This is a genomic window from Streptomyces yongxingensis (assembly GCF_055597465.1).
In genome coordinates, this window is record NZ_CM145717.1 from 3,199,918 (window position 1) to 3,226,463 (window position 26,546).

Annotated in this window: 23 protein-coding genes; 8 read left to right on the plus strand and 15 right to left on the minus strand. The window is 73.1% G+C overall.

Translation table 11 applies throughout. From position 1 onward, the window contains the following. Nucleotides 1–18: 18 nt before the first annotated feature. The 6 genes from ACZ6TD_RS13455 to ACZ6TD_RS13480 form a co-directional block, all read right to left on the minus strand. Nucleotides 19–1,389 carry an 8-oxoguanine deaminase gene (locus ACZ6TD_RS13455; protein ID WP_471353833.1) on the minus strand — a complete coding sequence of 457 codons (1,371 nt, stop codon included), beginning with the start codon at nucleotides 1,387–1,389 and terminating at the stop codon, nucleotides 19–21. A 49-nt stretch (nucleotides 1,390–1,438) separates the two neighbouring features. Then, entirely contained in the window at nucleotides 1,439–2,320 is an 882-nt protein-coding gene (gene pucL, locus ACZ6TD_RS13460) for a factor-independent urate hydroxylase (RefSeq protein WP_471353835.1), read from the minus strand. Between the two features lie 5 nt (nucleotides 2,321–2,325). Beyond that, nucleotides 2,326–2,664, minus strand: coding sequence for a hydroxyisourate hydrolase (gene uraH / locus ACZ6TD_RS13465; protein WP_471353836.1), 339 nt, complete (start codon nucleotides 2,662–2,664; stop codon nucleotides 2,326–2,328). Beyond that, nucleotides 2,664–3,206, minus strand: a complete 543-nt coding sequence (gene uraD, locus ACZ6TD_RS13470; protein ID WP_471353838.1) for a 2-oxo-4-hydroxy-4-carboxy-5-ureidoimidazoline decarboxylase — start codon at nucleotides 3,204–3,206, stop codon at nucleotides 2,664–2,666. The genes uraH and uraD overlap by 1 nt, the downstream gene beginning before the upstream one ends. A 74-nt stretch (nucleotides 3,207–3,280) precedes the next feature. Then, a complete protein-coding gene (locus ACZ6TD_RS13475) occupies nucleotides 3,281–3,652 on the minus strand; it encodes a helix-turn-helix domain-containing protein (protein WP_470005468.1) in 372 nt (123 codons plus the stop codon). Continuing rightward, nucleotides 3,649–3,900, minus strand: coding sequence for a hypothetical protein (locus ACZ6TD_RS13480; RefSeq protein WP_137979984.1), 252 nt, complete (start codon nucleotides 3,898–3,900; stop codon nucleotides 3,649–3,651). The genes ACZ6TD_RS13475 and ACZ6TD_RS13480 overlap by 4 nt, the downstream gene beginning before the upstream one ends. 138 nt (nucleotides 3,901–4,038) lie before the next feature. On the opposite strand from ACZ6TD_RS13480, the gene ACZ6TD_RS13485 reads away from it, so the two are divergent. Beyond that, nucleotides 4,039–4,740 (plus strand): hypothetical protein, encoded by a 702-nt coding sequence (locus ACZ6TD_RS13485; RefSeq protein ID WP_471353841.1) that lies wholly within the window; start codon nucleotides 4,039–4,041, stop codon nucleotides 4,738–4,740. A 132-nt stretch (nucleotides 4,741–4,872) separates the two neighbouring features. Continuing rightward, on the plus strand, nucleotides 4,873–5,622 hold the full coding sequence (locus ACZ6TD_RS13490) for a neutral zinc metallopeptidase (protein WP_471353844.1): 750 nt from the start codon (nucleotides 4,873–4,875) through the stop codon (nucleotides 5,620–5,622). Nucleotides 5,623–5,743: 121 nt separating this feature from the next. On the opposite strand, the gene ACZ6TD_RS13495 is transcribed toward ACZ6TD_RS13490, so the two are convergent. Beyond that, nucleotides 5,744–7,468, minus strand: a complete 1,725-nt coding sequence (locus ACZ6TD_RS13495) for an AMP-binding protein (RefSeq protein ID WP_471353846.1) — start codon at nucleotides 7,466–7,468, stop codon at nucleotides 5,744–5,746. A 73-nt stretch (nucleotides 7,469–7,541) separates the two neighbouring features. After that, on the minus strand, nucleotides 7,542–9,272 hold the full coding sequence (locus ACZ6TD_RS13500; protein ID WP_471353847.1) for an AMP-binding protein: 1,731 nt from the start codon (nucleotides 9,270–9,272) through the stop codon (nucleotides 7,542–7,544). 85 nt (nucleotides 9,273–9,357) lie between these two features. Here ACZ6TD_RS13500 and ACZ6TD_RS13505 point away from each other — a divergent pair, with 85 nt between their 5' ends. From ACZ6TD_RS13505 to ACZ6TD_RS13515, 3 genes are all read left to right on the plus strand, one after another. Then, entirely contained in the window at nucleotides 9,358–10,290 is a 933-nt protein-coding gene (locus ACZ6TD_RS13505; RefSeq protein WP_471353850.1) for a helix-turn-helix transcriptional regulator, read from the plus strand. Between the two features lie 419 nt (nucleotides 10,291–10,709). After that, on the plus strand, nucleotides 10,710–11,891 hold the full coding sequence (locus ACZ6TD_RS13510; protein ID WP_471353852.1) for a magnesium and cobalt transport protein CorA: 1,182 nt from the start codon (nucleotides 10,710–10,712) through the stop codon (nucleotides 11,889–11,891). Between the two features lie 148 nt (nucleotides 11,892–12,039). Continuing rightward, nucleotides 12,040–12,930: a phosphatidylinositol-specific phospholipase C gene (locus ACZ6TD_RS13515; RefSeq protein ID WP_471353854.1), complete on the plus strand. Its 891-nt coding sequence runs from the start codon at nucleotides 12,040–12,042 to the stop codon at nucleotides 12,928–12,930. A 9-nt stretch (nucleotides 12,931–12,939) separates the two neighbouring features. Here ACZ6TD_RS13515 and ACZ6TD_RS13520 read toward each other — a convergent pair whose 3' ends face one another. From ACZ6TD_RS13520 to ACZ6TD_RS13540, 5 genes are all read right to left on the minus strand, one after another. Then, nucleotides 12,940–14,622: a glycoside hydrolase family 6 protein gene (locus ACZ6TD_RS13520; RefSeq protein WP_471353857.1), complete on the minus strand. Its 1,683-nt coding sequence runs from the start codon at nucleotides 14,620–14,622 to the stop codon at nucleotides 12,940–12,942. 185 nt (nucleotides 14,623–14,807) lie between these two features. Beyond that, nucleotides 14,808–15,959 carry an XdhC family protein gene (locus ACZ6TD_RS13525; RefSeq protein WP_471353860.1) on the minus strand — a complete coding sequence of 384 codons (1,152 nt, stop codon included), beginning with the start codon at nucleotides 15,957–15,959 and terminating at the stop codon, nucleotides 14,808–14,810. A 65-nt stretch (nucleotides 15,960–16,024) separates the two neighbouring features. Beyond that, nucleotides 16,025–18,421, minus strand: coding sequence for a xanthine dehydrogenase subunit D (gene pucD / locus ACZ6TD_RS13530; RefSeq protein ID WP_471353863.1), 2,397 nt, complete (start codon nucleotides 18,419–18,421; stop codon nucleotides 16,025–16,027). A 2-nt stretch (nucleotides 18,422–18,423) separates the two neighbouring features. Next, nucleotides 18,424–19,092, minus strand: a complete 669-nt coding sequence (locus tag ACZ6TD_RS13535; RefSeq protein ID WP_471353866.1) for a (2Fe-2S)-binding protein — start codon at nucleotides 19,090–19,092, stop codon at nucleotides 18,424–18,426. Further along, nucleotides 19,083–19,973: an FAD binding domain-containing protein gene (locus ACZ6TD_RS13540; RefSeq protein ID WP_471353868.1), complete on the minus strand. Its 891-nt coding sequence runs from the start codon at nucleotides 19,971–19,973 to the stop codon at nucleotides 19,083–19,085. Before ACZ6TD_RS13540 ends, ACZ6TD_RS13535 begins: the two co-directional genes overlap by 10 nt. 293 nt (nucleotides 19,974–20,266) lie before the next feature. Here ACZ6TD_RS13540 and ACZ6TD_RS13545 point away from each other — a divergent pair, with 293 nt between their 5' ends. Both ACZ6TD_RS13545 and ACZ6TD_RS13550 read left to right on the plus strand, forming a co-directional pair. Further along, on the plus strand, nucleotides 20,267–22,237 hold the full coding sequence (locus tag ACZ6TD_RS13545; protein ID WP_471353870.1) for a PucR family transcriptional regulator ligand-binding domain-containing protein: 1,971 nt from the start codon (nucleotides 20,267–20,269) through the stop codon (nucleotides 22,235–22,237). A gap of 181 nt (nucleotides 22,238–22,418) precedes the next feature. Further along, nucleotides 22,419–23,300 carry a hypothetical protein gene (locus ACZ6TD_RS13550; RefSeq protein WP_471353871.1) on the plus strand — a complete coding sequence of 294 codons (882 nt, stop codon included), beginning with the start codon at nucleotides 22,419–22,421 and terminating at the stop codon, nucleotides 23,298–23,300. A 358-nt stretch (nucleotides 23,301–23,658) separates the two neighbouring features. Here the strand turns inward: ACZ6TD_RS13550 and ACZ6TD_RS13555 are convergent, their stop codons facing one another. After that, nucleotides 23,659–24,348: a GntR family transcriptional regulator gene (locus ACZ6TD_RS13555; RefSeq protein WP_471353874.1), complete on the minus strand. Its 690-nt coding sequence runs from the start codon at nucleotides 24,346–24,348 to the stop codon at nucleotides 23,659–23,661. A gap of 346 nt (nucleotides 24,349–24,694) precedes the next feature. Here ACZ6TD_RS13555 and ACZ6TD_RS13560 point away from each other — a divergent pair, with 346 nt between their 5' ends. Continuing rightward, on the plus strand, nucleotides 24,695–25,867 hold the full coding sequence (locus tag ACZ6TD_RS13560; protein WP_471353876.1) for a DUF2637 domain-containing protein: 1,173 nt from the start codon (nucleotides 24,695–24,697) through the stop codon (nucleotides 25,865–25,867). Between the two features lie 182 nt (nucleotides 25,868–26,049). On the opposite strand, the gene ACZ6TD_RS13565 is transcribed toward ACZ6TD_RS13560, so the two are convergent. Further along, a complete protein-coding gene (locus tag ACZ6TD_RS13565; RefSeq protein WP_210951464.1) occupies nucleotides 26,050–26,466 on the minus strand; it encodes an ATP-binding protein in 417 nt (138 codons plus the stop codon). Nucleotides 26,467–26,546 lie beyond the last annotated feature (80 nt).

A 26,546-nucleotide genomic window follows, 5' to 3' on the forward strand; every position in this document is an offset into this window, starting at 1 on the left:
GGCCCCGGACCGTACGGTTCAGCCCTCTTCCGCGATACGGGCCAGGCGCCGCGCCTCGGTGCGCGCCTCCCGGGCGATCTGGTCCTCGTCCACGGTGAGCAGCCGGCCCGACTCGACCACCGGAGCGCCGTTCACCAGGGACAGGGTCACCGGGGCCGGGGCGCCGAGGACGAGGGCCGCGACCGGGTCGGCGATGGACGAGTGGCCGAGGCCGTCCAGCTTCCACAGCACCAGGTCGGCCAGTTTGCCCGGCTCCAGCGAGCCGATCTCCTCCTGGCGGCCGAGCACCCGCGCACCGCCGTGGGTGCCGAGGCGCAGCGCCTGACGGACGTTCAGCGCCTTCTCCCGGTGGCCGCCGAGCCGGTTGATCAGCAGCGCGTTGCGCAGTTCGGTGTGGAGCTCACCGGATTCGTTGGAGGCGGTGCCGTCCACGCCGAGGCCGACCGGCACGCCCGCGGCGAGCAGATCGGGGACGCGGGCGATCCCGGCGGCGAGCCGGGCGTTGGACGAGGGGCAGTGGGCCACCCCGGTGCCGGTCCGGGCGAACGCCTGGATGTCGGTGTCGCTCATATGGACGCAGTGGGCCATCCACACGTCCTCGCCCAGCCAGCCGGTGGACTCGAAGTAGTCGGTCGGCCCCATCCCGAACCGCTCATGGCAGAACTTCTCCTCCTCCACCGTCTCCGAGCCGTGGGTGTGCAGCCGTACGCCCTTGCGGCGGGCCAGCGTCGCGGACTCGCGGAGCAGTTCGGTGGAGACGGAGAAGGGCGAGCAGGGCGCCACCACGATCCGCAGCATGGCGTCGAACGCCGGGTCGTGGTGGGTGTCGATGGCCTCCTCGGTGGCGGCCAGCGCGTCCTCCATGGACTCCACGGCGAAGTCCGGCGGCAGTCCGCCGTCGGAGGTGCCGAGGTCCATGGAGCCGCGGGCGGCGGTGAACCGCACCCCCAGCTCGCGCGCCGCGCGGATCTCGGCGCCCAGCAGATCGCCGCTGCCGCGCGGAAAGACGTAGTGGTGGTCCATGGCGGTGGTGACCCCGCCGCGCACCATCATCGCGAGCGAACCGCGGGCCGCCGCGTGGACCATCGGCTCGTCGATCCGCGCCCAGACGGGGTAGAGCGCGACCAGCCAGTCGAAGAGGTTGCTGTCCTGGGCCAGGCCGCGGGTGAGCCACTGGTAGAAGTGGTGATGGGTGTTGACCAGGCCAGGGGTGACCAGATGTCCCGTGCCGTCGACCCGGCGGCCGACGCCCTCCAGCCCCTCCGGCGCGCGCCCCTCGCCCACCGACTCGATGCGGTTGCCCGCGACGACGACATGGCCGGAGGCGTACTCGGTGTCGTGGGCGTCCACGGTGGCGACGGCGCAGTTCTCGATGACGATGCGGTTCACGGAGCGTGGCCCTCCCGTCGTATCGGTCGAATGGGGATCGGTGGGGCGGTCAGTCGGTGGGGATCCTCGGCTCCGCGCCGTCCCGCAGCACGGTGGCCTCGATGAGCCCGTAGGGCCGGTCGGCGGCGATGTAGACCTCGTTGTCGTTGGTGAGGCCGAAGGGTTCCAGATCGACCAGGAAGTGATGCTTGTTGGGCAGTGAGAGGCGTATCTCGTCGATCTCGGGGCGGTGCTCGATCACCCGCGCGCCCATCTGGTACAGCGTCTGCTGGAGCGAGAGCGAGTAGGTCCCGGCGAACGCGCTCAGCAGATGGCCGCGCGCCTCGGCGTGGCCCAGGTCCCAGTCCGGCATCGGCCGGGTGTCCTCGCTCCAGCCGTAGCGCCAGCGGGCGTGCACATCGGTGGCGAGGATCCGGTCGCGCGCCTCCGGGAGCGTGGTGTACCGGTCCTTCACATAGCCCCGGAACTCGGAGTCCGTGGTGTTGAGGACGGTGAGGCCGGTGAGCCCGGAGACCACCTCCCAGCGCTCGCCGTCGAAGGTGATCTGGGCGGTGCGGACCTCCTGGCCGCGGCGGACGAAGGAGTGCTCGGCGCTCCCGGCCGTCCCGATCCGCTCCCAGGCGTACTCCTCGACACGGATGCGGGCGCGGTGGATGGGCTCCTGGCTGGTGACGAAGTGGCGGGCCAGCCGGATGCCGAACTCCTCGGCCGTGTCGATGCCGTGCTCCTTGGCGAAGGCGTACACGGTGTTCTTGGTGGTGTCGGTCGGCAGGACGTTGGCGTTGCTGCCGGAGAGGTGGACCTCGTCCATCTCTCCGGAGAGCGCCACCGAGACGTTGAGGTCCTTCAGGTGGTGCACGGCTCGATCGCGCACCACCCGGACGACACGGGTTTCGGCTTTGCCGTAGCTGTTCGGGCCGAGCGTGGGCATCGGTGCTAGCTCCCTCGGTAGACGGAGTAGCCGAACGGGGTGAGCAGCAGCGGTACGTGGTAGTGCTCACCCGGCTCGACGGCGAAGGCGACCGCGACCTCCGGGAAGAAGGCGTGGGTCAGATACGGCCCGGTCTCGAAGCGCAGCCGTGCGTGGGTGGTGCCCTCGGGGAGGGCGGGCAGGTCCCCGCAGCGTCCGTCGGCGTCGGTGAGCGAGTCGGCGTGCGCCGTCCACTCCGCGCCCGGCCCCGAGCGGACGGACAGCTCGACGACCACGCCCACGGCGGGGCGGCCGATGCTGGTGTCCAGGACGTGGGTGGACACCGAGGTGGCGCCGCTCGCCATCACCGCTCTCCTTCCGCCGGGGCCCGCGGGGCCTCCAGGGTTTCCGTCAGGGTTTCCGTCAGCCGGGTCAGCCGGATGCGGTTGATCTTTCCCAGTTCGGTGCGGACGATGTCGCGCTCGGTGTCGGCGTCGTGGTGGATCCGCTCGCGCAGCGCGGCCAGCATCTCCTCGCCGGTGCGGCCGGTGGCGCAGATCAGGAAGACATGGCCGTGGCGCTCCTGGTACGCGAGGTTCAGCTCCAGCAGCTCCGCGCGCTCCGCGTCCCGTACCCCGCTCTGCTCCCGCGCCGAGGCGGCGTCGCCCGGTGCCGGCCGTCCGATGGGCGGATGCCCGGCCATCGCCTCGGCCAGGTCGGCGGCGGTCAGTCCGGCCATGGCCGCGTCCGCGGCGTCGAGCAGTTCCCCGACCGTCCCGTACGGCCGCCCGGCCGCCACCGCCGCGCCCCAGGCCCGGCTGGCGCACACCGCGCGCAGCATCGCGGCGGCGTCCCGGTCGTCCACCGCGTTGAACCGGGCCAGCCCCGGCGGTGCACTGGAAGTCACTCTCGCAAGCTAGGAGCCTCCCTCGCCGGACGTCAACAGTTTGTTGAAAAACCTCGCGTAACGACGAGGAATGATCAGTCCCCGCCCTTCTCGCGGTTGAGGTAGTTGTAGACGGTGAAGCGGCTCACCCCGAGGGCCCCGGCGACCGTCTCGACGCCGTGGCGCACCGAGAAGGCGCCGCGCTGCTCGAGCTGGCGGACCACGGACTGCTTGGTCTTGCGGTCGAGGGCCGAGAGCGGTACGCCGTGCCGGCGCTGGAGGTCGGCGAGGATGCGGTCGAGCGAGTCCGACAGATGCGGCAGCCTTACGGCGACCACCGGGCGGCCCTCCCAGGAGAGCACCACATCGTCGCCCCGGGCCCGCTCCGGGGCGATCATCTCGCCGCCCATGGCGTCGACGAGCGGCTTCACCGCGGCGGCGAAGGGGTGGTCGGCCGGTACGCTCACGCCTCGGCCTCCCCGAGGACGTTGACCTGGAGCGAGATCCGGGTGGCACCGGCTTCGAGGGAGCTGCGCAGCAGCCGGTCGACGGCCTCCAGCACCGCCTCCGCGCCGCCCTCGGCCGTATTGCCGAAGGGGCCGACGTCCACGGCGTCCAGCGGGGCGGCCTGGACGGTCTCGCGGGCGGCCACGGCGTGCGGCGGCACCTCGTCGAGGTCGAACGGTTCGGTGGTGAACTCAACCCTCAGTCTCACGCCGCCAACCTACTGCGTCCCGCCCTAACACGACGCCCCCGATGCGGGGGACAGAACGCCCAAGTCCCTCCCCGCGGCCGCCCGCTTCGGGGAGCATGGACCGATACCGCATCCGCCTTCCGTCCACGGAGCGCCCCGATGACAGACAACGTGCCGGTGCGTTGTCCCGCGTGCCGTCGCGAGCAGTCGTTCACGCCGCCCGCCCTCCCCTGTGCGTGCGGCGCCCCGGTCACCCTCCCCGTCCTCCGCGACGGCACCCCGGAGGAGCTCGGCCACCGCACCTGGGAGAACCTCTGGGTGGCGGTGAACTGCCCGGCCTGCGGCCGCCAGGGCCACTGGCCGCGGCCGGAGCTCGGCTGCGACTGCGGCGCGGTGGTCCGCGTCCCCGTCGCCGCGCCGCCCCCGGCCGGACCGGGCGCGGCGGCCGGACCCGGCGGCCCGGCGGTGCGGCGCCCGGCGTTCCGGCCGGTCACGATCCGTACCGCGCGGGACGCGGTCACCGCCGCCGCGCAGTATCTGAAGTGGCTCGGCTTCCGCAGCCTGCGGCCCTCGGAGGACCGGGCGGTCTCCGGAGTGGACCTCTGTGGAACGGGCGTGGTCGCCCAGGTCGATCCGACCACCCGCCCCACCGGGCTGCGGGACATCGAGTGTCTGTGGCTGAACGGGCTCCACAAGTCGGCGACGGGCGTCTTCTTCTCGCTCGCGGGCTATGCGCGGGAGGCGCGGGCGCGCGCCGACGCGCTGCATCTGCCGCTGTTCATCATGGATCTCACCGGCACCCCGCAGCCCGTCAACGACCCGGCGGACGTACTGATCCGGATGGGCCCGCCGGGCGGCTGACCCGGTCGGCCCTCGGCCGACGCGGTCGGCCCTTGTGCTCATGACCGGGGAACGCTTCCTCTGAGGGGCCGCTGAGGGGCCGCCCTCCACCGTTCACCCGTCCCATCCGCTCGACCGGCCGGAGGCCGAACGATGGCTGTTCCGTGGTACCCGAGGTCATGGGCCGCTCTCGCCGCCGCCCTGACCCTGCTTCTGGTGACCGGATGCGGGGGCGACGGTGGGCCCCCGCCCACGGTGGAGAGCTCCTCGCCCGCGCCCGGACCGTCGTCCCGCACGCCCGCACCGCCGACCGGCGGCGCCGGCCCCGACGGTGGAGGGAGCGTGGAGGAGGACATCCAGGCGGCGGTCTCCGTCACCAACGCCTACTGGCAGACCCACTGGCCCCAGCTGTTCACCGGCGGCTACAGCCCGCCCCAGGTCGCGGGGGCCTACGACGGCGACACCCCCGGCACTCCGGTGTGCGGCGACGCGCCCCTCCCGGACGACAACGCCGTGTACTGCCCGGACGGCGACTACATAGCGTGGGACATGGATCTGATGCGCTGGGGGCACGCGCGGGGTGACGCCTGGGTCTATCTGGTGATCGCCCATGAGTGGGGCCATGCCGTCCAGAACCGGCTGGACGCGGGGTTGGTGGACCTGGCCCGTGAGCTCCAGGCCGACTGCCTGGCCGGGGCGGTCCTCTTCGGCGCCGCGCAGGACGGGACGCTCACCTTCGAGGACGGCGACACCGAGGAGCTGGCGGACGCCCTGACCGCGCTCGCCGACAGGACCCCGTGGACCGATGTCTCCGACCACGGCGACGCATCCCAGCGGGTCTCCTACTTCAGCCGCGGCGCGCGATCCGGGGTGAAGTCCTGCCTGCCGAACGGCATCCAGTGACGGGAGCCAGGGGGCGGGAGCCCGGGGGCGGGAGCCCGGGGACACGTGGCGTTCCGGGGTGCGGGGTGTGGGCCCCTGCGGGGGTGTGGGCCCCTGCTGTGGTAGAGGGGCCCGCATCTCATCAACTGGGCGCGGCCTGGGGCTCGGCCCGCTCGGCAAGCGTTTCCGATCTGGCCGGATCGGCCTCGGACCGGGTCTCGGGCAGCAGCTCCCGGGCGGCCGCCTCACGCAGCTCGACCTTGCGGACCTTGCCGCTGACCGTCATCGGGAAGGCGTCCATGAGCCGCAGATAGCGGGGGACCTTGTAGTGGGCGAGGCGGCCCCGGCAGAAGCGGGCGAGCTCGTCGCGGGTGAGGGTCCTGGCGCCCTCGCGCAGGATGACGCAGGCCAGGATCTCCTCGCCGTACTTCTCGTCCGGTACGCCGACGACCTGCACATCCGCGATCTTGGGATGGGTGTGCAGAAACTCCTCGATCTCCCGCGGATAGACGTTCTCCCCACCGCGGACGATCATGTCCTTGATCCGGCCCACGATCTGGACGTACCCCTCGTCGTCCATCACCGCGAGGTCGCCGGTGTGCATCCAGCGCGCCGAGTCGATCGCCTCGGCGGTCCGCTCGGGCTCCTGCCAGTAGCCGAGCATCACCGAGTAGCCGCGGGTGCACAGCTCGCCGCGGGTGCCGCGGGGCACGGTCGCCCCGGTCGCCGGGTCGACGATCTTGACCTCGACATGCGGCAGCACCCGGCCGACCGTCGAGGTGCGGCGCATGAGGTCGTCATCGGGCCGGGTCTGGGTGGAGACCGGTGAGGTCTCGGTCATGCCGTAGCAGATGGACACCTCCTCCATGTGCATCTCGCCGACCACCCGCCGCATCACCTCCACCGGGCAGGGCGATCCGGCCATGATCCCGGTGCGCAGCGAGCTGAGGTCGAAGGTGGCGAAGTCCGGCAGGGCCAGTTCGGCGATGAACATGGTGGGCACGCCGTACAGCGAGGTGCAGCGCTCCCGTTCGACGGCCGAGAGGGTGGCGACGGGGTCGAAGGTGGGGGCGGGGATGACCACGCAGGCGCCGTGGGTGGTGGCCGCGAGGTTGCCCATCACCATGCCGAAGCAGTGGTAGAAGGGCACCGGCACACAGATCCGGTCCTCGGCGGTGTAGCGGACCGTCTCCCCCACGAAGAAGCCGTTGTTGAGGATGCTGTGGTGGGAGAGGGTGGCGCCCTTGGGGAAGCCGGTGGTGCCGGAGGTGTACTGGATGTTGACCGCGTCGTCGCAGCCGATCCGGGCCTCGCGCTCGGCCAGCCGCCCGGGGGCGACATCGGCTCCCGCGCGCACCAGCATGTCCCAGGTCCGGTCGCCGATGTAGATGACATCGCGCAGGGCGGAGCAGGCCGAGCGCACCTGCTCGACCATCCGGCGGTAGTCGCTGGTCTTGTGCTCGGTGGAGGAGACCAGGACCGAGATGCCCGCCTGCTGGAGCACGTACCGCAGCTCGTGGACGCGGTATGCGGGGTTGATATTGACCATGATGGCGCCGATGCGGGCGGTCGCGTACTGCAACAGCACCCATTCGGGGCAGTTGACGGCCCAGATGCCGACCCGGTCGCCCTTGGCGACCCCCTTGGCCATCAGCCCGAGCGCGACCTCCTCCACCGACCGGCCGAACTCGGCGTAGGTCCAGCGGCGGCCGGAGGGGATGTCGACGAGCGCCTCGCGCTCGCCGTACAGCTCGACGGCGCGGGCCAGGTTGGCGCCGATGGTGTCGCCGAGCAGCGGGAGGTCACCGACTCCACTGGCGTAGGAGAGCCCGGCTGGGCTTGGTGGGTCGGACGTCAGGTCGGTCATGGCAGCTCCTTGGTGTCACGGTCACGGACGCCTTCACGTTCGTGAGGGTGGGTCATCATATGAGCGTCAGTCATCAGATCTCCTCATGAAACTCGATACCGCCGCCCTGTGCCGTGCGTTCACGCAGCTCGATCCGGCGAATCTTCCCGGAAACCGTCTTGGGGAGGTCGGCGAACTCCAATCGGCGGATCCGCTTGTACGGCGCGAGCACCGCCCGCGAGTGCGCGAACAGCGCTTTCGCGGTGTCCGGGCCGGGCTCCCAGCCCTCCGCGAGGACGATGTACGCCTTCGGCACGGCGAGCCGCACCGGGTCGGGGGCCGGGACGACGGCGGCCTCGGCCACCGCCTCGTGCTCCAGCAGCGCGCTCTCCAGCTCGAACGGGGAGATCTTGTAGTCGGACGCCTTGAAGACGTCGTCGGCGCGGCCGATGTAGGTGATGTAGCCGTCGGCGTCGCGCGAGCCGATGTCCCCGGTGCGGTAGTAGCCGCCCGCGGTGGCCTCGGCGGTGCGCTCCTCATCGCCCTCGTAGCCGGTCATCAGGCCGACGGGGCGGCCCTCGGGGCCGGTGAGGTCGAGGCAGATCTCGCCCTCCGCACCGGGCCGGCCGGTGACCGGATCGAGCAGGGCGACCCGGAACCCGGGGGTGGGCCGTCCCATCGAACCCGGCTTGAGCGGCTGTCCGGGGGTGTTGGCCACCTGAACGGCGGTCTCGGTCTGGCCGAAGCCGTCCCGGATGGTCACCCCCCAGGCGCGCCGCACATGCTCGATGACCTCGGGGTTCAGCGGCTCGCCCGCGGCGACGGCCTCCCGGGGCGGGGTGCGGAGCTGAGTGAGATCGGCCTGGATGAGCATCCGCCAGACGGTGGGCGGGGCGCAGAAGGTGGTGATGGAGCAGCGGTCCATCTCGGCCATCAGCCGGGTGGCGTCGAACCGCGTGTAGTTGTGGACGAAGACGGTGGCCTCGGCGTTCCAGGGGGCGAAGAGATTGGACCAGGCGTGCTTGGCCCATCCGGGGGAGGAGATGTTGAGGTGGACATCACCCGGTTTGACCCCGATCCAGTACATCGTCGACAGATGTCCGATGGGGTATGAGATGTGGGTGTGCTCGACCAGCTTGGGGCGGGCGGTGGTGCCGGAGGTGAAGTACAGCATCAGGGGGTCGGTGGCGAGGGTCGGCCCGTCGGGGGTGAAGGGCTCATCACCCCCGGCGCCGTCGGCCGTGGCGCCCGCCGTGCCGTCCACCGTGATGGCGGCGGTCCCGGCGTCCTCGTAGGCGAGCCAGCCCTCGGGCGCGCCGCCGACCGCGATCCGGGTGTAGTCCCCGGCCACGTCCGCGAACTTGCCGGTGTCCCCGGCCCGCACGATCACATGCCGCGCCCGGCCGCGCTCGATGCGGTCGGCGAGGTCGAGCGGTCCGAGCAGCGGGGTGGCGGGGATGACCACGGCGCGCAGCTTCATCGCGGCCAGCGCGGTCTCCCACAGCTCGACCTGGTTGCCGAGCATGACCACGATGCGGTCACCGGCCCGCACTCCCCGCTCGCGCAGCCAGTTCGCGGCCCGGTTGGAGCGGCGGCGCAGTTCCTCGAAGGTCAGGCGGATCTCGCCGCCGTCCTCCTCGACGATGTGCAGGGCGGTACGGTCGCCGCCGCGCCCGGCGATCCCGTCGAACCAGTCCAGGGCCCAGTTGAACCGCTCCGGGCGGGGCCAGCGGAACCCCTCGTACGCCGCCGCGTAGTCCTCCCGGTGGCCGAGCAGGAAGTCCCGTGCCGCACGGAAGTCCTGGGCCGGATTGATTGCTGTCACTTGTCCTCCTGAAGGGCGTACCGCTCGCTAGCATCGTGCGACGGGTGATCTGAGTCTCACTACCCCCGGACGGGGGTGGCGCTGGATGCGGGAGGTGGCCGTGGCGGGATCGGACGGGGCGGGATCGGGCAGGGCCGTCGATGTGCACAGCACGCTCCAGCGGATGCGCCGGCGCGGTGGACTGCCCGTCGCGTTCGGCGGGCTCTTCTCGGGGTCACGGCAGTTCCGGATCTCGGAACTCACCGGCACCACGACCAACTCCCTGCGGGGACTGGCCATCACACCCGGCAACGGCCTCGGCGGCAAGGTCCTCACCATGTCCCGGCCGATCTCGGTGGCGGACTACCCCACCTCGCGGGCGATCAGCCATGAATACGACGCGGCGGTGGGCGCGGAGGGGCTGCGCTCGATGCTCGCGGTGCCGGTGGTGGTGCGCGGGCAGGTGCGCGGAGTGCTGTACGGCGCGCTGCGCCAGCCGCTGGTGCTCGGCGACCGCGCGCTGAACTCGGCCGTGGAGGCGGCCCGCGAACTGGAACGGGCGCTGGAGCACGAACTGGCGCGGGAACTGGCGGCGCGGGACGAGGCGCAGCGGATGCTGGCGGAGGCTCGGCAGCGGCGGCTGCGGAGGCAGCCGCGGTGGGCGCCGCCGACGGAGGAGACCGATCCGGCGGTGTGGGAGGAGGTGCGCGAGGCCCATGGCGATCTGCGGGCCCTGGCGCACCGGGTGCCCGACCCGCAGTTGCGGGAGGAGATACTCACCGCCTGCGGCCGGCTGGCCAGGGCCTCCTCGGGGCGCGGCCGGGAGCGGGAGCGCTCGGGCGGGGCGGAGCTGTCGCCGCGCGAGGTGGACGTGCTGGCGTGTGTGGCGTCGGGGGCGACGAATTCGGCGGCGGCGGAGCGGCTGGGGTTGCGGCCGGAGACGGTCAAGAGCTATCTGCGGTCCTCGATGCGGAAGTTGGGGGCCCGTACCCGTCTCCACGCCGTTGTCGAGGCCCGCCGGGCGGGGCTGCTGCCGTAGGGAGTGTCCGGCGGTACGCGTACGCCTGCGGCGGGCTGCTCCCCTACCCGCCCCTTCCCGAACCATGGGGCTCCGCCCCCTGGACCCCGGACGCCCTTCGGGCGTGTCCTCAAGCTCCCCCAGCTACCGCTGGGAGGTGCCCCCTGACGGGCTGATTTCAGCCTCTCCGGCGATTGAGGAGCGGGGTCCGGGGCGGAGCCCCGGTTACGGGAAGGGGCGGGTAGGGGAAGCGTCGATATGCGGCTCCGCCGCGTGGTCCGCCGGGCAGGGCCTGGCGCCGAGCGGCCAGTCCGCCACTGCCCCAGGGCGCACGCCGGTCATATGGGGCGATATCCTGCACTGAGGTCAGTGCTCGCGACCCGAGACGACAGGAGGGGCGCAGGTCCGAGCCCGAGCCCGCTATCCGAAAAGGACCGTCTATGCCCGAGCGCCGCCGCACCCCGCGTCCCACGAAGCGCTACCCCTGGCGGCGCCCCGCCGGGGCGGACCGGGCCGACGCCACACCCCGCCCCGCCCCGGGCCCGCCGCGCGGCGAGCCGCCGACCGCGGCGGCCGACGGGGCCCCGTCCGAGGCCGACGAGCGCAGTGTGGTGGACGCCGCCGTGTACCGGGACGGCCGCCGGGTCGGCACCCCCGGGTCCCTGGCCGCCACCTACCGGCGGCTGCGCGAGGAGACGGGCGCCATGGCGTGGATCGGGCTGTACCGGCCGAGCGAGGCGGAGTTGCTCTCGCTCGCCGAGGAGTTCGATCTGCACAAGCTGGCCATCGAGGACGCGATGGAGGCCCATCAGCGCCCCAAGCTGGAGCGCTACGGCGAGACGCTCTTCGTGGTGCTGCGCGCCGCCCGCTATCTCGACGCGCCGGAGGAGGTGGACTTCGGCGAGCTGCACGTCTTCGTGGGCCCCGACTTCGTCATCACCGTCCGGCACGGCGCGGCGCCGGACCTGTCCGCGGTGCGCGCCCGGATGGAGTCCACCCCCGAGTTGCTGGCGCTGGGCCCCGAGGCCGTGCTGTACGCGATCCTCGACGCGGTCGTGGACGGCTACGCCCCCGTCGTGGCGGGGGTGCAGAACGACATCGACGAGATCGAGACCGAGGTCTTCCGCGGCGATCCCGAGGTGTCGCGGCGCATCTATGAGCTCTCCCGCGAAATGGTGGAGTTCCAGCGCGCCACCCGCCCCCTGGTCGGGATGTTGCACGGGCTGATGGCGGGCTTCGACAAGTACGGCACCGATGAGGAGCTCCAGCGCTATCTGCGGGACGTCGCCGACCACGTCACCCACACCAGCGAGCGCGTGGACGGCTTCCGCTCCGCCCTCACCGACATCCTCGCGGTCAACGCCACCCTGGTGACCCAGCAGCAGAACGCCGAGATGCGGGCGCTGGCCGAGGCGGGCTTCGAGCAGAACGAGGAGGTCAAGAAGATCTCCGCATGGGCGGCCATCCTGTTCGCCCCCACCCTGGTCGGCACCATCTACGGGATGAACTTCACCCATATGCCCGAGCTGCACTGGGTGCTGGGCTACCCCTTCGCCATCCTGCTGATGGCGGTGGTCTGCGTCAGCCTGTACCTCATCTTCAAGCGCCGCGACTGGCTCTGACGGCGTCACACCTCTCCGGCTGGACCGGCGGTTCTAGGGAATCCCTCGATGAACCGCTGATTCAGCCGTTTTCCGTGGCCCCTCCATGCCGTTTGTGCTTCGATGCCGTGCGGCACGGCACCGGCAGGCGAGCGACGGGAGTGGGCGTATGGACCGGCGAGGGTTCCTCAGGGGCGCGGCCGCGCTGTCCACCGCGGGGCTGGTCACCGCCGTCGGCGGTACCGCGACGGCCACCGCCGCGCCGCCCCGGCTGGTCGCCGCCCAGGACTGGCTGTCGGCCATCGCCGACGCCACCCCGGTCCAGCGGCTGACCCTGCCCGGAACCCACGACTCCGGCGCCCGCTTCGGCGGTCCATGGACGGAGTGTCAGAACACCACCATCGCCGACCAGCTGGCCAGTGGCATCCGCTTCCTGGACATCCGCTGCCGCGCCTTCGAGAACGCTTTCCCCATCCACCACGGCGCCTTCTACCAGCACCTCAACTTCGACGACGTGCTCGGCGCCTGCCGCTCCTTCCTCTCCGCGCATCCGTCGGAGACCGTGCTGATGCGGGTCAAGCAGGAGTACTCGGAGGAGAGCGCCGCGGAGTTCCGCCGGATCTTCGACATCTATCTGGACGACAAGGGCTGGCGCTCCCTGTTCCGCCTGGACAGCACCCTCCCCACCCTGGGTCAGGCCCGGGGCAGGGTGGTGCTGCTCGCCGACTCGGACAACATGCCGGGGGTGCGGTACGGCGACGGCGCGCTCTTCGACATCCAGGACGACTACATGGCGGAGCCGATCGGCAAGTACCCGAAGATCGAGGCGCAGTTCCGCAAGGCGGCGGCCCAGCCCGGCAAGCTCTTCATCAACTACGTCTCCACCGCCGCCCTGCTGCCGCCCCGCTCCAACGCGGACCGGCTGAACCCCCGGGTGAAGTCGTTCCTGGAGGGCGCCGAGGCACAGGGGTGGACCGGGCTCGGGATCGTTCCGATGGACTTCCCGAACACCGCGTCCGGCCTGGTCGACGCCCTCGTCCGGCACAATCCGGCGGGCTGACCCGGGGCGTCAGCGGCCGTGGATCCGGCGGAAGACGTGGACCGCCGGGTCCGCGTAGCGCACCAGCTCCAGCGCCTGCTCCGGGAACCACTCCCCCGCCTCGGGGTTGACGGTCCCGCGCACCGGGTCCAGGGGCCCGTCGGTGCCGCGCAGGCAGCGCCCGTCCGACTCGCCCGGCGTCTTCACCCACAGCGCGGCGTCCAGCAGCGCCTCGCCGGTGCGGGTGGTGGGGCGCCGGCCCAGGCCCCGGCCCGGCGGGTTGCACCATGACTGGACGTCGTTGTGCTGGTGCGTCGCGGCCCTCGGGGTCCAGGGGCCCTGGCCGTTGCGGCTGGTGTCGGTGACGTAGTGCTTCATACCGGCCGGGTCGTCCGGTACGTGGGCGCGCAGCCAGCGGCGGGCGTGCCGCCGCGACCAGCTCTGCTCGGCGCAGTCCTCGGGGTCCCCGCCCTCGTCGGCGTAGGCGAGGCAGGAGGAGATCAGCCGGCCGTACCAGGCACTGTCCTGGTCGGTCTGGTAGTGGGAGACATTGAGGGCGAAGCCGGTGGCACGGTCGATCCCGGCCTTGATCAGCCGGGGCACGATGCTGCTGACGGAGTGCCAGCCGGAGTGGCCCGCGTCCAGGTACACCGCCGCGTTGCCGAGCGCGCCGAGGACGTCGACCGCGTAGTTGATCTCGGAGTAGCGGGCGGCGGTCTCCGGGTCCTCGACCACCGGGGTGTCCGGGTCGCCCGATGCGCTCGCGTCCTCGGGGTCGGGGGTCACGGGGTCGGGGGTCACGGGGTCGGGCGTGGGCAGCGGGGGCAGCTCGGGCAGGGTGCTGGGCTGTTCGGCGGAGGGCTCGGGGGCGGGGCTCTGGGAGGCGGAGGGCTCGGGGGCGGCGGCCTCCTGGGCCTCCGAGGGCATGGGCGCCGGGAGTTCGGAGGCGTCGGGGCGCGGGTCGGCGGACTGCGAGTCGGCGGACTGCGGGTCCGTGGGCTGCGCGGCCTCCTGGCCGGTGCCGGGGGCGGCCGATGCGGCGGGCGGGGCCGTGGACGCGTCGGGGTCGGGCAGCGGCGGCAGTTCGGTGGGCGATGCGTCGACGGCGGGCCGCTCCTCGACGGCCGTCTGCTCGGGCCGCTCCTCGACGGCCGTCTGTCCGGGCCGCTCCTCGACGGCGGTCTCCTCGGCGTTCGAGGCATCGGCGCAGTCGGAGGGCAGCAGCGCCAGCGAATCGGGTTCGAGGACGATCAGCACCTCGCGGTCGCCGATGCCCTCGGCGACGGCATCGATCCACGCCTGGTACGCGGCGAGGCCGTCCGCTCCCCCGCTCGAGTAGCTGCCGCAGTCACGGCCCGGGATGTTGTAGAGGGCCAGGACCGGCAGCCTCCCCTGCAAGCCGGCGCTCCGCGTCGTCCGGCGGACCAGCCGTGTGACCTGCTCCGGGGTCTCGTCCCCGTACCAGACCGCGTGCGGCGTCCGCACCATGGCGAGGAGCCCGGCGGAGTCACGGAAGTCGCCCCGCCAGGCGAGCCGGGCCACCTGGCGGTAGGAGTCCCGGTCGGGGGGCGGGGCGTAGAGGCGGGTCACGCGAGAGGACTCGTCGTCGTCCTCCGGCACGGCCGCGCTCACCACGGGGCTGATCAACAGGGGCAGGGTGGCCGCGGCCACGACGGCCGTCGACACGGTGAGGATCTTGCGTCTCTTACGCACGTGGGCACTCCAGGGGGGCGGCAGGACCAAGGTCGGTTTCTGACTCTCACTCAGGAACCGGCCCCCGGCAAATGAACCCTCCGCCAGATGGCGGAGGGTTTTTCCCGCTCAGGAGTGGCCTTATGTCAGACGATCCTTCTGTGATCTGATGCGATTTCAGGTGCTTGGATGTCGGCGACGGCGTTTCAGGCGACCGAGCCGATCGGGTCCGCGGGCGCCCGGGTGTCGTGGTGGATCGGGGTGCCGGCACCCGTCAGCGGCGTTCCGCTGCCGCCCCGCCGGTTCGCGACGATCTCGCCCGCGATGGACAGCGCGGTCTCCTCGGGCGTACGGGCGCCGAGGTCCAGCCCGATCGGGGAGCGCAGCCGGGCCAGCTCCGGCTCGCCCACACCCGCCTCGCGCAGCCGCCGCAGCCGGTCCCGATGGGTGCGGGCGGAGCCCATCGCGCCGACGTACGCCACGGGCAGCCGCAGCGCCCGCTCCAGCAGCGGGACGTCGAACTTCGGGTCGTGGGTGAGCACGCACAGCACGGTGCGGCCGTCCACCTCGGTCCGGTCGAGATAGCGGTGCGGCCAGTCGACGACCACCTCGTCGGCGTCCGGGAAGCGCGGCTCGGTCGCGAAGACCGGACGGGCGTCGCAGACCGTGACGTGGTAGTTCAGGAACTTCCCGATCCGCACCAGCGCGCTCGCGAAGTCCACCGCCCCGAAGACGATCATCCGCGGCGGCGGCACGCTGGACTCGGCGAGCAGCGTGACGGGCCGCCCGCAGCGGCTCCCCTCGGCGCCGATCTCCACGGTCGCGGTGCGTCCGGCGTCCAGCAGGGCGCGTGCCTCCGCGGCGGCCGTACGGTCAAGCTCGGGGTGGCCGCCCAGGGTGCCGTCCCAGCCGCCGTCCGGGCGGACGAGCAGGGCGCGGCCCAGCAGCTCGGGCGGGCCGTCCACGATCCGGGCCAGCGCGGTCGTCCGGCCGCCGTCGGCGGCGGACGCGGCGGCGGCGAACACCGGACGCAGCTCGCGGTCGGCCGCCCGAACCGGGCTGACCAGGACGTCGATGACCCCGCCGCAGGTCAGACCGACCGCGAAGGCGTCCTCGTCGGAGTAGCCGAAGGTCTCCCGCACGCTCTCGCCGGTGCGCAGCGCCTCCTGGCACAGCTCGTACACCGCGCCCTCGACACAGCCGCCGGACACACTGCCGACCGCCGTGCCCTCGGCGTCCACGGCGAGCGCGGCGCCGGGCTGGCGGGGTGCGCTGCCGCCCACGGCGACCACCGTGGCGACGGCGAAGTCCCGGCCCTCCTCGCACCAGCGGTGCAGCTCGGCGGCGATGTCCAGCATGTTGATCAGCTCCTTGGGCAGCCACGTACAACCGCGTCAACGCCCCGGGCCCGAAAAATCTGCCCTCAGGTGCCGGTCAGATGTTCCGGGCGGACGGGCACGCGCTTCAGGGGGAGCCCCGTGGCGGCGCGGATGGCGGCGACGACGGCCGGGGTGGAGGAGAGCGTGGGCGCCTCGCCGACGCCGCGCAGCCCGTACGGGGCGTTGTCGTCGGCCAGCTCCAGCACCTCCACCGGCATGGCCGGGGTGTCCAGGATGGTGGGGATCAGATAGTCCGTGAACGACGGGTTGCGCACCCGCGCCCCGTCCTGCGAGACGACGATCTCCTCCATCACGGCGAGCCCGAGCCCCTGCGTCGAACCGCCGTGGATCTGCCCGACCACCGACAGCGGATTGACCGCCTTGCCCACGTCCTGCGCGGCCGCCAGCTCGACCACCTTGACCAGGCCCAGCTCGGTGTCGACCTCGACGACCGCGCGATGGGCGCAGAAGGAGTACTGCACATGGCCGAAGCCCTGTCCGGTGCGCGGATCGAACGGCTCGGTCGGCCGGTGCCGGAACTCCCGCTCCAGGTCGATCGCCTCGTCGCCGAGGATCCCGGCGAGGTCGCCGATCACCTCGCCGCCGTCGGTGACCACCTTGCCGCCCTCCAGCCGCAGCCGTTCGGCCTCCGCCCACGCGGGGTGGGCGGCGCCGAATCGCTCGCGGCCGCGCCGCAGCACCTCCGCCCGGACCGCCTCGCAGGTGTGCTTGACGGCGCCGCCCGTCATATACGTCTGGCGGGAGGCGGAGGTGGAGCCCGCCGAGCCGACCCGGGTGTCGGCCGGGTGGAGGGTGACCCGGTCGACGCCCAGCTCGGTGCGGGCGATCTGGGCGTGCACGGTGACACCGCCCTGGCCGACCTCGGCCATCGCGGTGTGCACCAGGGCGACCGGCTCGCCGCCGATCACTTCCAGCCGGATCCGGGCGGTGGAGTAGTCGTCGAAGCCCTCGGAGAAGCCGACGTTCTTGATGCCGACCGCATAGCCCACCCCGCGCACCACGGCCTCGCCGTGGGTGGTGTTGGACAGCCCGCCCGGCAGGGCCCGTACGTCCACCGGGCCGCCCGCCGCCTCCCAGGCGCGCTCCGGCGGCATCGGCAGCGCCTTGACGCGGCGCAGCAGCTCGGCGACCGGGGCCGGGGAGTCGACCACTTGCCCGGTGGGCATGGTGGCGCCCTGCGACATGGCGTTGCGCTGCCGGAACTCCACCGGGTCCAGGCCGAGTTCGGCCGCCACCGCGTCCATCTGCGCCTCGTAGGCGAAGCACGCCTGGACGGCGCCGAAACCGCGCATCGCGCCGCAGGGCGGGTTGTTGGAGTAGAGGGCGATGGCCTCGACGTCCACGTTGTCGACGACGTAGGGGCCGATGGAGAGGGAGGCGGCGTTGCCGACCACCGCCGGGGAGGAGGAGGCGTAGGCGCCGCCGTCCAGCACGATGCGGCACTGGACGTAGAGCAGCCTGCCGTCGCGGGTCGCGCCGTGTTCGTAGGTGAGCTTGGCGGGGTGGCGGTGGACATGGCCGAAGAAGGACTCGTACCGGTTGTAGACGATCTTGACAGGCTTTCCGGTGCGCAGTGCCAGCAGACAGGCGTGGGCCTGCATGGACAGGTCCTCGCGCGCGCCGAACGCCCCGCCGACGCCGGACAGCGTCAGCCGCACCTTGTCGGCGGGCAGCCCGAGCACCGGGGCGAGCTGTTCGCGGTCGACGTGCAGCCACTGGGTGGCGATGTAGAGGTCCACCCCGCCGTCCTCGGCGGGCACCGCGAGCCCCGACTCCGGGCCGAGGAACGCCTGGTCCTGCATGCCCACCTCGTAAGTACGGCGGACCACCACATCGGCGCGGGCCCGGGCGGCGGCGACATCGCCGCGCCGGATGGGCTGGCGGTGCACGATGTTCGGGTGCGGGACGTGGGACGCGTGGTGGTCCTGGCGGCCGGGGTGGAGCAGCGGGGCGTCCGGCGCGGTGGCGGTGGCCTCGTCCACGACCAGCGGCAGCTCCTCGTACTCCACCGCGATCCGGGCGGCGGCGCGGCGGGCGGTCTCGGGGTGGTCGGCGGCGACGATCGCGACGGGCTCCCCGTGGTAGCGGACCCGGTCCTTGGCGAGCACGGGCTGGTCGCGGATCTCCAGGCCGTAGTGGGTCCCGGCGGGCAGGTCCTCATGCGTCATGACGGCGTACACCCCGGGCAGGGCGAGCGCCCCGGCGGTGTCGATGGACCGGATCGCGGCGTGGGCGTGGGGGCTGCGGAGGGTGAAGCCCCACAGCATGTCCTCGTGCCACAGATCCGAGGAGTACGCGAACTCGCCGGTCACCTTGAGGGTGCCGTCCGGGCGCAGGGTGGACTCACCGACGGTCCCCCGGGTGGCGCCGGTGGCCTGGGTGAGGGTGGTGGGGGCACTGGCGGTGCGGTCGGCTGCCATGGTCAGACCGCCTCCCCGGTGCGGGCGGCCGCGAGCCGGACCGCGTCGAGGATCTTCTCGTAGCCGGTGCAGCGGCAGAGGTTGCCGGAGAGCGCCTCGCGGATGTCGGCGTCGGAGGGGTCGGGATCGCGCTCCAGCAGCTCATCGGCGGCCACCAGCAGCCCGGGGGTGCAGAAGCCGCACTGGACGGCGCCCGCGTCGATGAACGCCTGCTGGATCGGGGCCAGCGGGGCGACCTGCCCGGGGCGGGATGGCTCGGGCTGCCGGGGAGGGGCTGTCTCTGGCTCTCCGGGGCGGCCCGTACCGGACTCACCAGGACGGACAGCCTCGGGCGCACCGGGGCGGCCCGCGCCGGGCTCGCCCGGTCGGGCCGCTTCGGACTCGTCCGTCCGACCCGCCTCAGCGGCAAGCCCGGACCGCTGCCGGGCGTGGTCCGCGAGTCCCTCGACGGTGACCACCTCGCGCCCCTCGGCCTGCCCCGCCGCCACCAGGCAGGCGCACACCGGCACCCCGTCGAGACGGACCGTGCAGGAGCCGCATTCGCCCTGCTCACAGGCGTTCTTCGAACCGGGAAGCCCCAGCCGCTCGCGCAGCACGTACAGCAGGGACTCGCCCTCCCAGACGTCATCGGTCTCGTACGTCCGCCCGTTGACCGTCATGTTCACGCGCATTGTGCGGTCCTCCCCTCTCCCTGGCGATACGCCTCCCAGGTCCAGCCGAGCGTGCGGCGCGCCATGACCCCCACCGCGTGGCGGCGGTAGGCGGCGGTGCCGCGTACGTCGTCGATCGGGCGGCAGGCCCCGGCACACAGCTCGGCGAAGCGCCGGGCGACCGACGGGTCGAGGGGCGCGCCGCTGTCCCAGAAGCCGCCCTCGTCCAGCGCCGCGCCGAGGAACTCCTCGGCCTCACGCGCCCGTACGGGCGTGGGCGCGGCCGATCCGATGCCGGTGCGCACGGTGCGGGTGCGCGGATGGAGCGCGACGGCGAAGGCGCAGACCGCGATCACCATGGCGTTCCGCGTGCCGACCTTGGAGAACTGCTGCGGACCGTCCGCCCGTCGGATGTGCACCGCACGGATCAGCTCATCGGGCTCCAGGGCATGGCGCTTGACCCCGGTGAAGAACTCCTCGACCGGGATCAGCCGGGTACCGCGCACCGACGCCACCTCCACCTCTGCCCCGGCCGCCAGCAGCGCGGGATGCGCGTCGCCGGCGGGCGAGGCGGCGCCGAGGTTGCCGCCGACGGTGCCGCGGTTGCGGATCTGCGGTGAGCCGACGGTGTGCGCGGCGAGCGCCAGCCCCGGCAGCTCGGTCCTGAGCTCCTCGATGATCCGGATGTACGGGACGCCCGCGCCCAGCCGGACCGTACGGTCGGTGGCCTCCCAGTCGGCCAGTTCGGCGACGCGGGTCAGATCGAGCAGATACTCGGGCCGCCGGTGATCGAAGTTGATCTCGACCATCACATCGGTGCCGCCCGCGATGGGCACGGCGGTGGGGTGCTCGGCCTTCGCGGCGAGCGCCTCCTCCCAGCCGGCGGGGCGCAGGAAGTCCATGGGTCTCTCTTCTCGAATCGTCGGCGTCGGCGTCGTGGGTCGGGGGCTCTCCGCACGTGGCTGCCCCTACGCGGCTCCCCACGCGTGGCTCCCCACGCGCGGGGGTGTCCTCCAAGAACTCTGCACACGGCTCAACGCCAGTAGACCGAGGTGTGGGCCACATGGTGCAGTCACCAAAGACATGAAGCAATTGGCTGGCCAGGGGGCGGGTCTTGTAGATTCGAACGAACGGCGGGGACCGGAAACCTCGCGGTATTCGACCGGCAACACGGAACAAGATCGGCTGGCATCACATGCGGCTGCGCGCACTGCTGGAGAACGACACCCTGGGGCTGCGGCTGCTCGGCGGCGAGGGCGAGCTGGACCGCACCGTGCGCGGCGTGATGACCACCGATCTGCGCGACCCCAGCCGCTATCTCTCGGGTGGCGAGCTGGTGCTGACCGGGCTCGCCTGGCGGCGTGAGCCGGAGGACTCCGAGCGGTTCGTCCGCATCCTCGCGGCGGCCGGGGTGGCGGGTCTCGCGGCGGGCGAGGCGGAGCTGGGCGCCGTGCCCGAGGATCTGGTGCTGGCCTGTGGCCGCCATCGGCTGCCGCTGTTCTCCGTGGTCGAGGACGTCGCGTTCGCCACGATCACCGAGCATGTGGTGCGTCAGGTCTCCGGTGAGCGGGCCGGGGATCTGGCGGCGGTCGTGGACCGGCACCGCCGGCTGATGACGTCCGGGCCCGCGGGCGGCGGCCCCGAGGTCGTCCTGGACCTGCTCCGCTCCGACCTGGACCTGACCGCGTGGGTGCTCTCCGCCACCGGCCGCCGGATCGCGGGCCCGACCGCCGCCGGGGCGGCCCCGGAGCCGCCCGCGGCGGTCCGCGCCCAGTTGGCGGGCGAGCAACTGGCCGCCCGGCGCGACGGGCGGCGCGGCCCGCACCGGCTGACCGCCGCGGACGGCATGACGTACTCCCTCTTCCCCATCCGCAGCGGCGACCCCGGCGACGACGTGCGCGAGACCGTACTGTCCGACTGGGTGCTGGCGGTCGGCGCGGACGCCGACGAATGGCCGGAGGAGCGGCTGGATCTGCTCTACGGGGTCACCCAGCTCATCGCGGTCGAGCGCGACCGGCGGGACGCCTCCCGCACGGTGCGGCGCAGGCTCGCCCAGGAGGTGCTGGAGCTGGTCCAGTCGGGCGCGCCGCCCGCCGAGGTCGCGGCCCGGCTGCGGGTGGCCGCCCCGGTGCTGCTGCCGGGTCTCGGCACGGCGCCGCACTGGCAGGTGGTGGTGGCCCGGGTGGAGTGGGGCGTCACGGCGGAGCAGGAGCGCGGCGGGGACGGCGGGACGCACCTGGGCGGCATGGGGAAGAGCGCATACGGCGGGGCGCGAGGCGGCGGGGACGGCGGGGCGCGAGGCGGCGGGGACCGCGGGGCGCGGGAGGGCGGCGCGCGGAAGGGCCCGGACGGCGGGGCGTGGGGTGGCGCGGACGGCGGGGCGCGGGAGGGCGCCGCGCGCGACGGCGCCACATGGGACGCGAGCGCGCGGGACCGGGGCGCGCGGGAGGGCTCTTCGCCGGACAGCCGGGGCGTCCCCGGTGGCATCCCCGGCGGCCGGGTGGCCCAGTCGCTGCTGGAGGAGATCCTGGTCGACCCGTACGCGACCGGGCCGGAGCCCTCGGACCGGATCGCCGTGGCGCACACCGGTGACGAGGCGGTGGCGCTCGTACCGCTTCCGGCGCTCCCCGACGGCCCGTCGGACGGCGCCACGGACCACCCGGAGACGGGGGGGCTCCAGGCCGACGCGCTGCTCGCCGCCGTTCGGGAGCCGCTCTCCCGGGGTCTGGACGGCGACGGGCGGCTGACGCTCGGCGTCAGCGCCGCCGTGCACTCGGCCGACGGGCTGCGCGGCGCCCTGGAGGAGGCCCGGCACGCCCGGCGCGTGGCCGCCGCGCGCCCCGGGCGGGTGTGCGCGGCCGGGCATCAGGAGCTGGCCTCGCACGTACTGCTGCTCCCCTTCGTCCCGGACGATGTGCGGCGCGCCTTCACCGCCCGGCTGCTGGATCCGCTGCGGGAGTACGACCGGCGCCACCGGGCCGAGCTGATCCCGACGCTGGAGGCGTTCCTGGACTGCGACGGCTCCTGGACGCGCTGCGCCGCCCGGCTCCACCTGCACGTCAACACGCTGCGCTACCGGATCGGCCGGATCGAGCAGCTGACCGGGCGCGAGCTGTCGCGCCTGGAGGACAAGCTGGACTTCTTCCTCGCGCTGCGCATGAGCTGACGCGCCGCGGAAGCGACCGCGGCAGCGCCTGCGGAAGCGACCGCGGCAGCGCCTGCGGCGGCGTCTGCGGAAGCGCCTGCTGAAGCGCCCGGAGCGCACCTCCGTGCCCCACCGCGACATCACCCTTGCCAGGGGTTTGTGAATTCATTCACACCAACCCCTTGGCCGGGCGCGCGCATTCATGCTGAGATTCGCCCACGGCTTCCGGCTCGATGGCGCGCTTGGGGAGGGCAATGTGGCGGACACCGCCATGTCACCACCTGGATCGTCAGGTTCCCATTCCGAGGTACGAACGGGGCGCGGGCTCGACCCGCTTGTGGACGACCCACTCGACACGGCGGTATGGCGGCTGCGCTCGCGCGGCTGCTGGAAGGACGCCGCCGAGCTGCTCACCCCACGGGCGGCGGACGACGCCTCGGCCGCGCTCAAGCGCAGCGTCGTCCTGACCGAACGGTGCATGTACACCTCGACCGGCTGGGACGCGGCCGAGGACGCCCTGCGGGCGGCGGAGGCGCTCGCGCTCACCGACTCCGAGCGCGGCGCGACCGCGTGCGAGCGGGGCTATCTGGCGTACGCGTCCACGCTGCTCGGGGTGCGGGACCGGGCCGACGAGGCGCGGACCGCGCTCGGCCGCGCCGCCGCGCTGCTCTCACCGGGCTCCCCGATCCGGCCGCTGCTGGACTTCCGGCGCGGGCTGATCTCCCAGCACCTCGCCCACAACCCGACCGGCGCCCTGGCCGCCTTCCAGCGCGCCCACGCGGGCGCGGCGGCCCACGGCGACACCCTGCTGCGCTCGTTCACCTGGCGCCATCTGGCCGCCATGGCGGAGGCGGACGGCGATCTGCCCGACGCGCGGCACGGCTTCGCGGAATCGCTGCGGATCCGCGAGGAGCTGGGCTACCTGGTCGGCATCGCCCCGGCCCTGGCCGCCCTGGCCGACGTCGAGCCCGACCCCGACGAGGCCACCCGCCTCCGCACCGAGGCCGCCCGATTGGTCCGCCTCCTGGGCGGCGTCCCCGTCTGGCTCGCGGAACAACTGTCCCCCGAGGAGACCGCCGACTGACCGGCCCTGGTTCGCCCCGGGAGCAGCACAGCATGCCCCGGGGCGAACCCGGCCGGGAGTGTGGGACGTATCGCTATGCGGCTCCGCCGCGTGGCTGGGGCTCCGCCCCAGACCCCGGGGTCTGGGGCGGAGCCCGCCTTCCAGCCCCTCCAGGGGGCACCTCCCAGCGGTAGCTGGGGGAGTTTGAGGAGCGGAGCCTGAGGCGAAGCCCCACCATCCAGCCCCTCCGGCGCTTGAGGAGCGGGGTCTGGGGCGGAGCCCCAGTTTCGGGAAGGGGCGGGGAGGGGAACAGCCCGCCGCAGGCGCCAAAACCCGTCGGATGCCCCCTACCGGCCCCCCAGCCCCCAGCCCCCAGCCCTCAGACCGTAGGAGCGAAGTGGGCCCTGGTGAGGGATTCGACCGTGTCGAGGTCACGCGCGGCCAGGGCGTCGAGGAGGGCCATGTGCTCCTCCGCGTCGGCGACGAGGTCGGCGGTGCGGGTGACACGGCCGCAGGCCAGGGGCCACTGGGCGCGGCGGTGCAGATCGTCGGCGACGATCACGAGCTGCTGGTTTCCGGCCAAGCCGAGCACCGTCTGGTGGAAGGTGCGGTCCGACTCCAGGTAGGCGGCCCGGTCGCCCCTTACGGCGGCCGCCGCCGTCGCCTCGGCGAAGGGTCGCAGCCCGGCCCAGCGCTCGGGCGCGATCGCCTCCGCCAGGCCGAGCATCACCGGGACCTCCAGCAGCGCCCGCACCTCCGCGAGCTCGGCCAGTTCGCGCTCGCTGCGGCGGGCGACCCGGAAGCCCCGGTTGGGCACCACCTCGACGGCGCCCTCGCCCGCGAGCTGCTGCATGGCCTCCCGTACGGGGGTGGGAGAGACGCCGAAGCGGTCGGCGAGCACCGGCGCGGAGTACACCTCGCCCGGGGTCAGCTCACCGCCGGCCAGCGCGTCCCGCAGGGCGTCCAGGATCTGGCCGCGCACCGAGTGCCGGCGCGGGGACCTGCGTGCCGCGGGCGCGCCGCAGGAGGGCAGCGGCTCGATCGCCACCTGTGCTTCGGACTGCTCCACTCCGGTCCTCCTGACATCCCATCGAAACGATATGCGGAGGGCGCCCCCGGGCAAAGCCCGTAAACATCATTTAAGGTCGCGGTAACGTTGCGCCTCGTACACGGACCGTAGGCCGACCGCCCAGCCGGTCGGTCGGATTACCCGCGATCGGGTTCCGTGAATAGAATCAAGCCGCTTGCACAGCGCGAGTGTTCGGATCGCATCGCACCTATCCGCGTGTCCCCCCGCCTACTTGGCGGCCTCTTGTCCCAAAACCGCTCGAGGCCCGGCAGGATTCCGCCAGGATGTCGCGCGCGGTAGGCCGCACTGCGGCCAGAACTTCATGAAGCCAATCAAGGGGCACCGGATGAGACTGACCGACATATCGCTGGTCCTGCCAGTCGTCGTGGCGCTCGCCGGCGTCGTGGGGGCGGCGGTTGTCCTCGCGCGCGGCCGACGGAAGAAGGACGAGAGCGTCATCACCGACTCCTGGGAGCGCAGCGAAGAGCGTCGGCGCCGTAAGGAGGCCATCTACGGGATGGCCGCCTATGTTCTGCTGTTCTGCTGCGCCGGGGTGGCCGCCGCGCTCTCCTTCCAGGGCCTGGTGGGCTTCGGGCGGGAGAACCTGGCGCTGACAGGCGGCTGGGAGTACCTGGTGCCGTTCGGGCTCGACGGCGCGGCGATGTTCTGCTCGGTGCTGGCGGTGCGGGAGGCCAGCCACGGTGACGCCGCGCTCGGCTCGCGCATGCTGGTGTGGCTGTTCGCGGGCGCCGCGGCCTGGTTCAACTGGGTGCACGCGCCGCGCGGCATGGGCCACGCGGGCGCCCCGCAGTTCTTCGCGGGCATGTCGCTCTCGGCGGCGGTCCTCTTCGACCGGGCCCTGAAGCAGACCCGCCGGGCCGCGCTGCGCGAGCAGGGCCTGGTGCCGCGGCCGCTGCCGCAGATCCGCGTCGTGCGCTGGCTGCGCGCTCCGCGCGAGACCTTCGCCGCCTGGTCGCTGATGCTGCTCGAGGGCGTGCGGACGCTGGACGAGGCGGTCGAGGAGGTCCGCGAGGACCGGCGCGAGAAGGAGCAGAACCGCGCCCGCCGCCGCGACCAGGAGAAGCTGGACCGGGCCCGGATCCGGGCGATCAACCGGCAGCACCGGATGTGGGGCCGCCGCGGTGGCCGTCAGGTGGAGGTCACCGCCGCCACCCCGCCGCCAGCGCAGCTCAGTTCGGAGCCTGCCATAGGCGAGAAGGTGCTGGAGACCGCCGGGGCCCCGGAGCAGGCCCAGCTGGCCGCCGCCTCCGCCCGGCCCGCCCTGCGGTCCGCGGGCGGCGCCGAGTCCGCGACCGGCGACCTGGGCCATGACCTGGACCGCGACCGGAACAAGGACCGCGACCGGGATTTCAGCTTCGGCTTCGGTGAGAAGGACAAGGACGCCGAGGCCGACCGTCCCCACACCATCGACCTCACGGCCGAGGACGACACCCTCACCATCCCGCGGCTGGACTCCCTCGAGGAGAAGCTGGCGCAGATCGAGCGCGCCTTCGGCTGAGCGGGGCTGAGGCGGTGGCCAGGGCGGGGACACGGGTCCCCGCCCGCCGCCCGGCGGATCCGTACCGCGCAAGGCGCCCACGCGCAATCGCGCAAGGCGCCCACGCCCAACCGCGTCAGGCACCGACGCGCCACAACGTCCGCGCCACGCATCCGATAGGACGCGGCCGCGGAAGGACGCGGCTACGGAACGCCCTCGGCTTCGAGTTCGAACCACAGGACCTTGCCCACCCCGTGCGCCCGCACGCCCCAGGCGTCCGCGAGCGTATGCACCAGCAGCAGTCCACGCCCGGACGTGCTGTCCTCGGCGGGCCGGTCGCGCAGCGTCGGGTGCCGGGACACGAAATCCCGCACCTCCACCCGTAATCGACCGGTGACGCGCGCGCCCGGCCCGTCCCCCAGCGAGGCCGTGACCTGCGCGCCACGGTCGGTGTGCACCAGCGCGTTGGTCACCAGCTCGCTGGTGAGCAGCTCGGCGAGATCGGCCCGGCCGGGCCCTCCCCAGTGCCGCAGCATCTCGCGCAGCTCCGCGCGTACCCGCGCCACCGCCGCGAGATCGTCGTGCGCCAATCGCTTGGTCAGGACCGGGCCACGCTCCACCGGAACAACCTCCGGAACGGCCTCCGCGGCCTTCGGCCTCGCATCCGGCCGACCGTGCCCATGCCCCCGGCCCGGCCGTA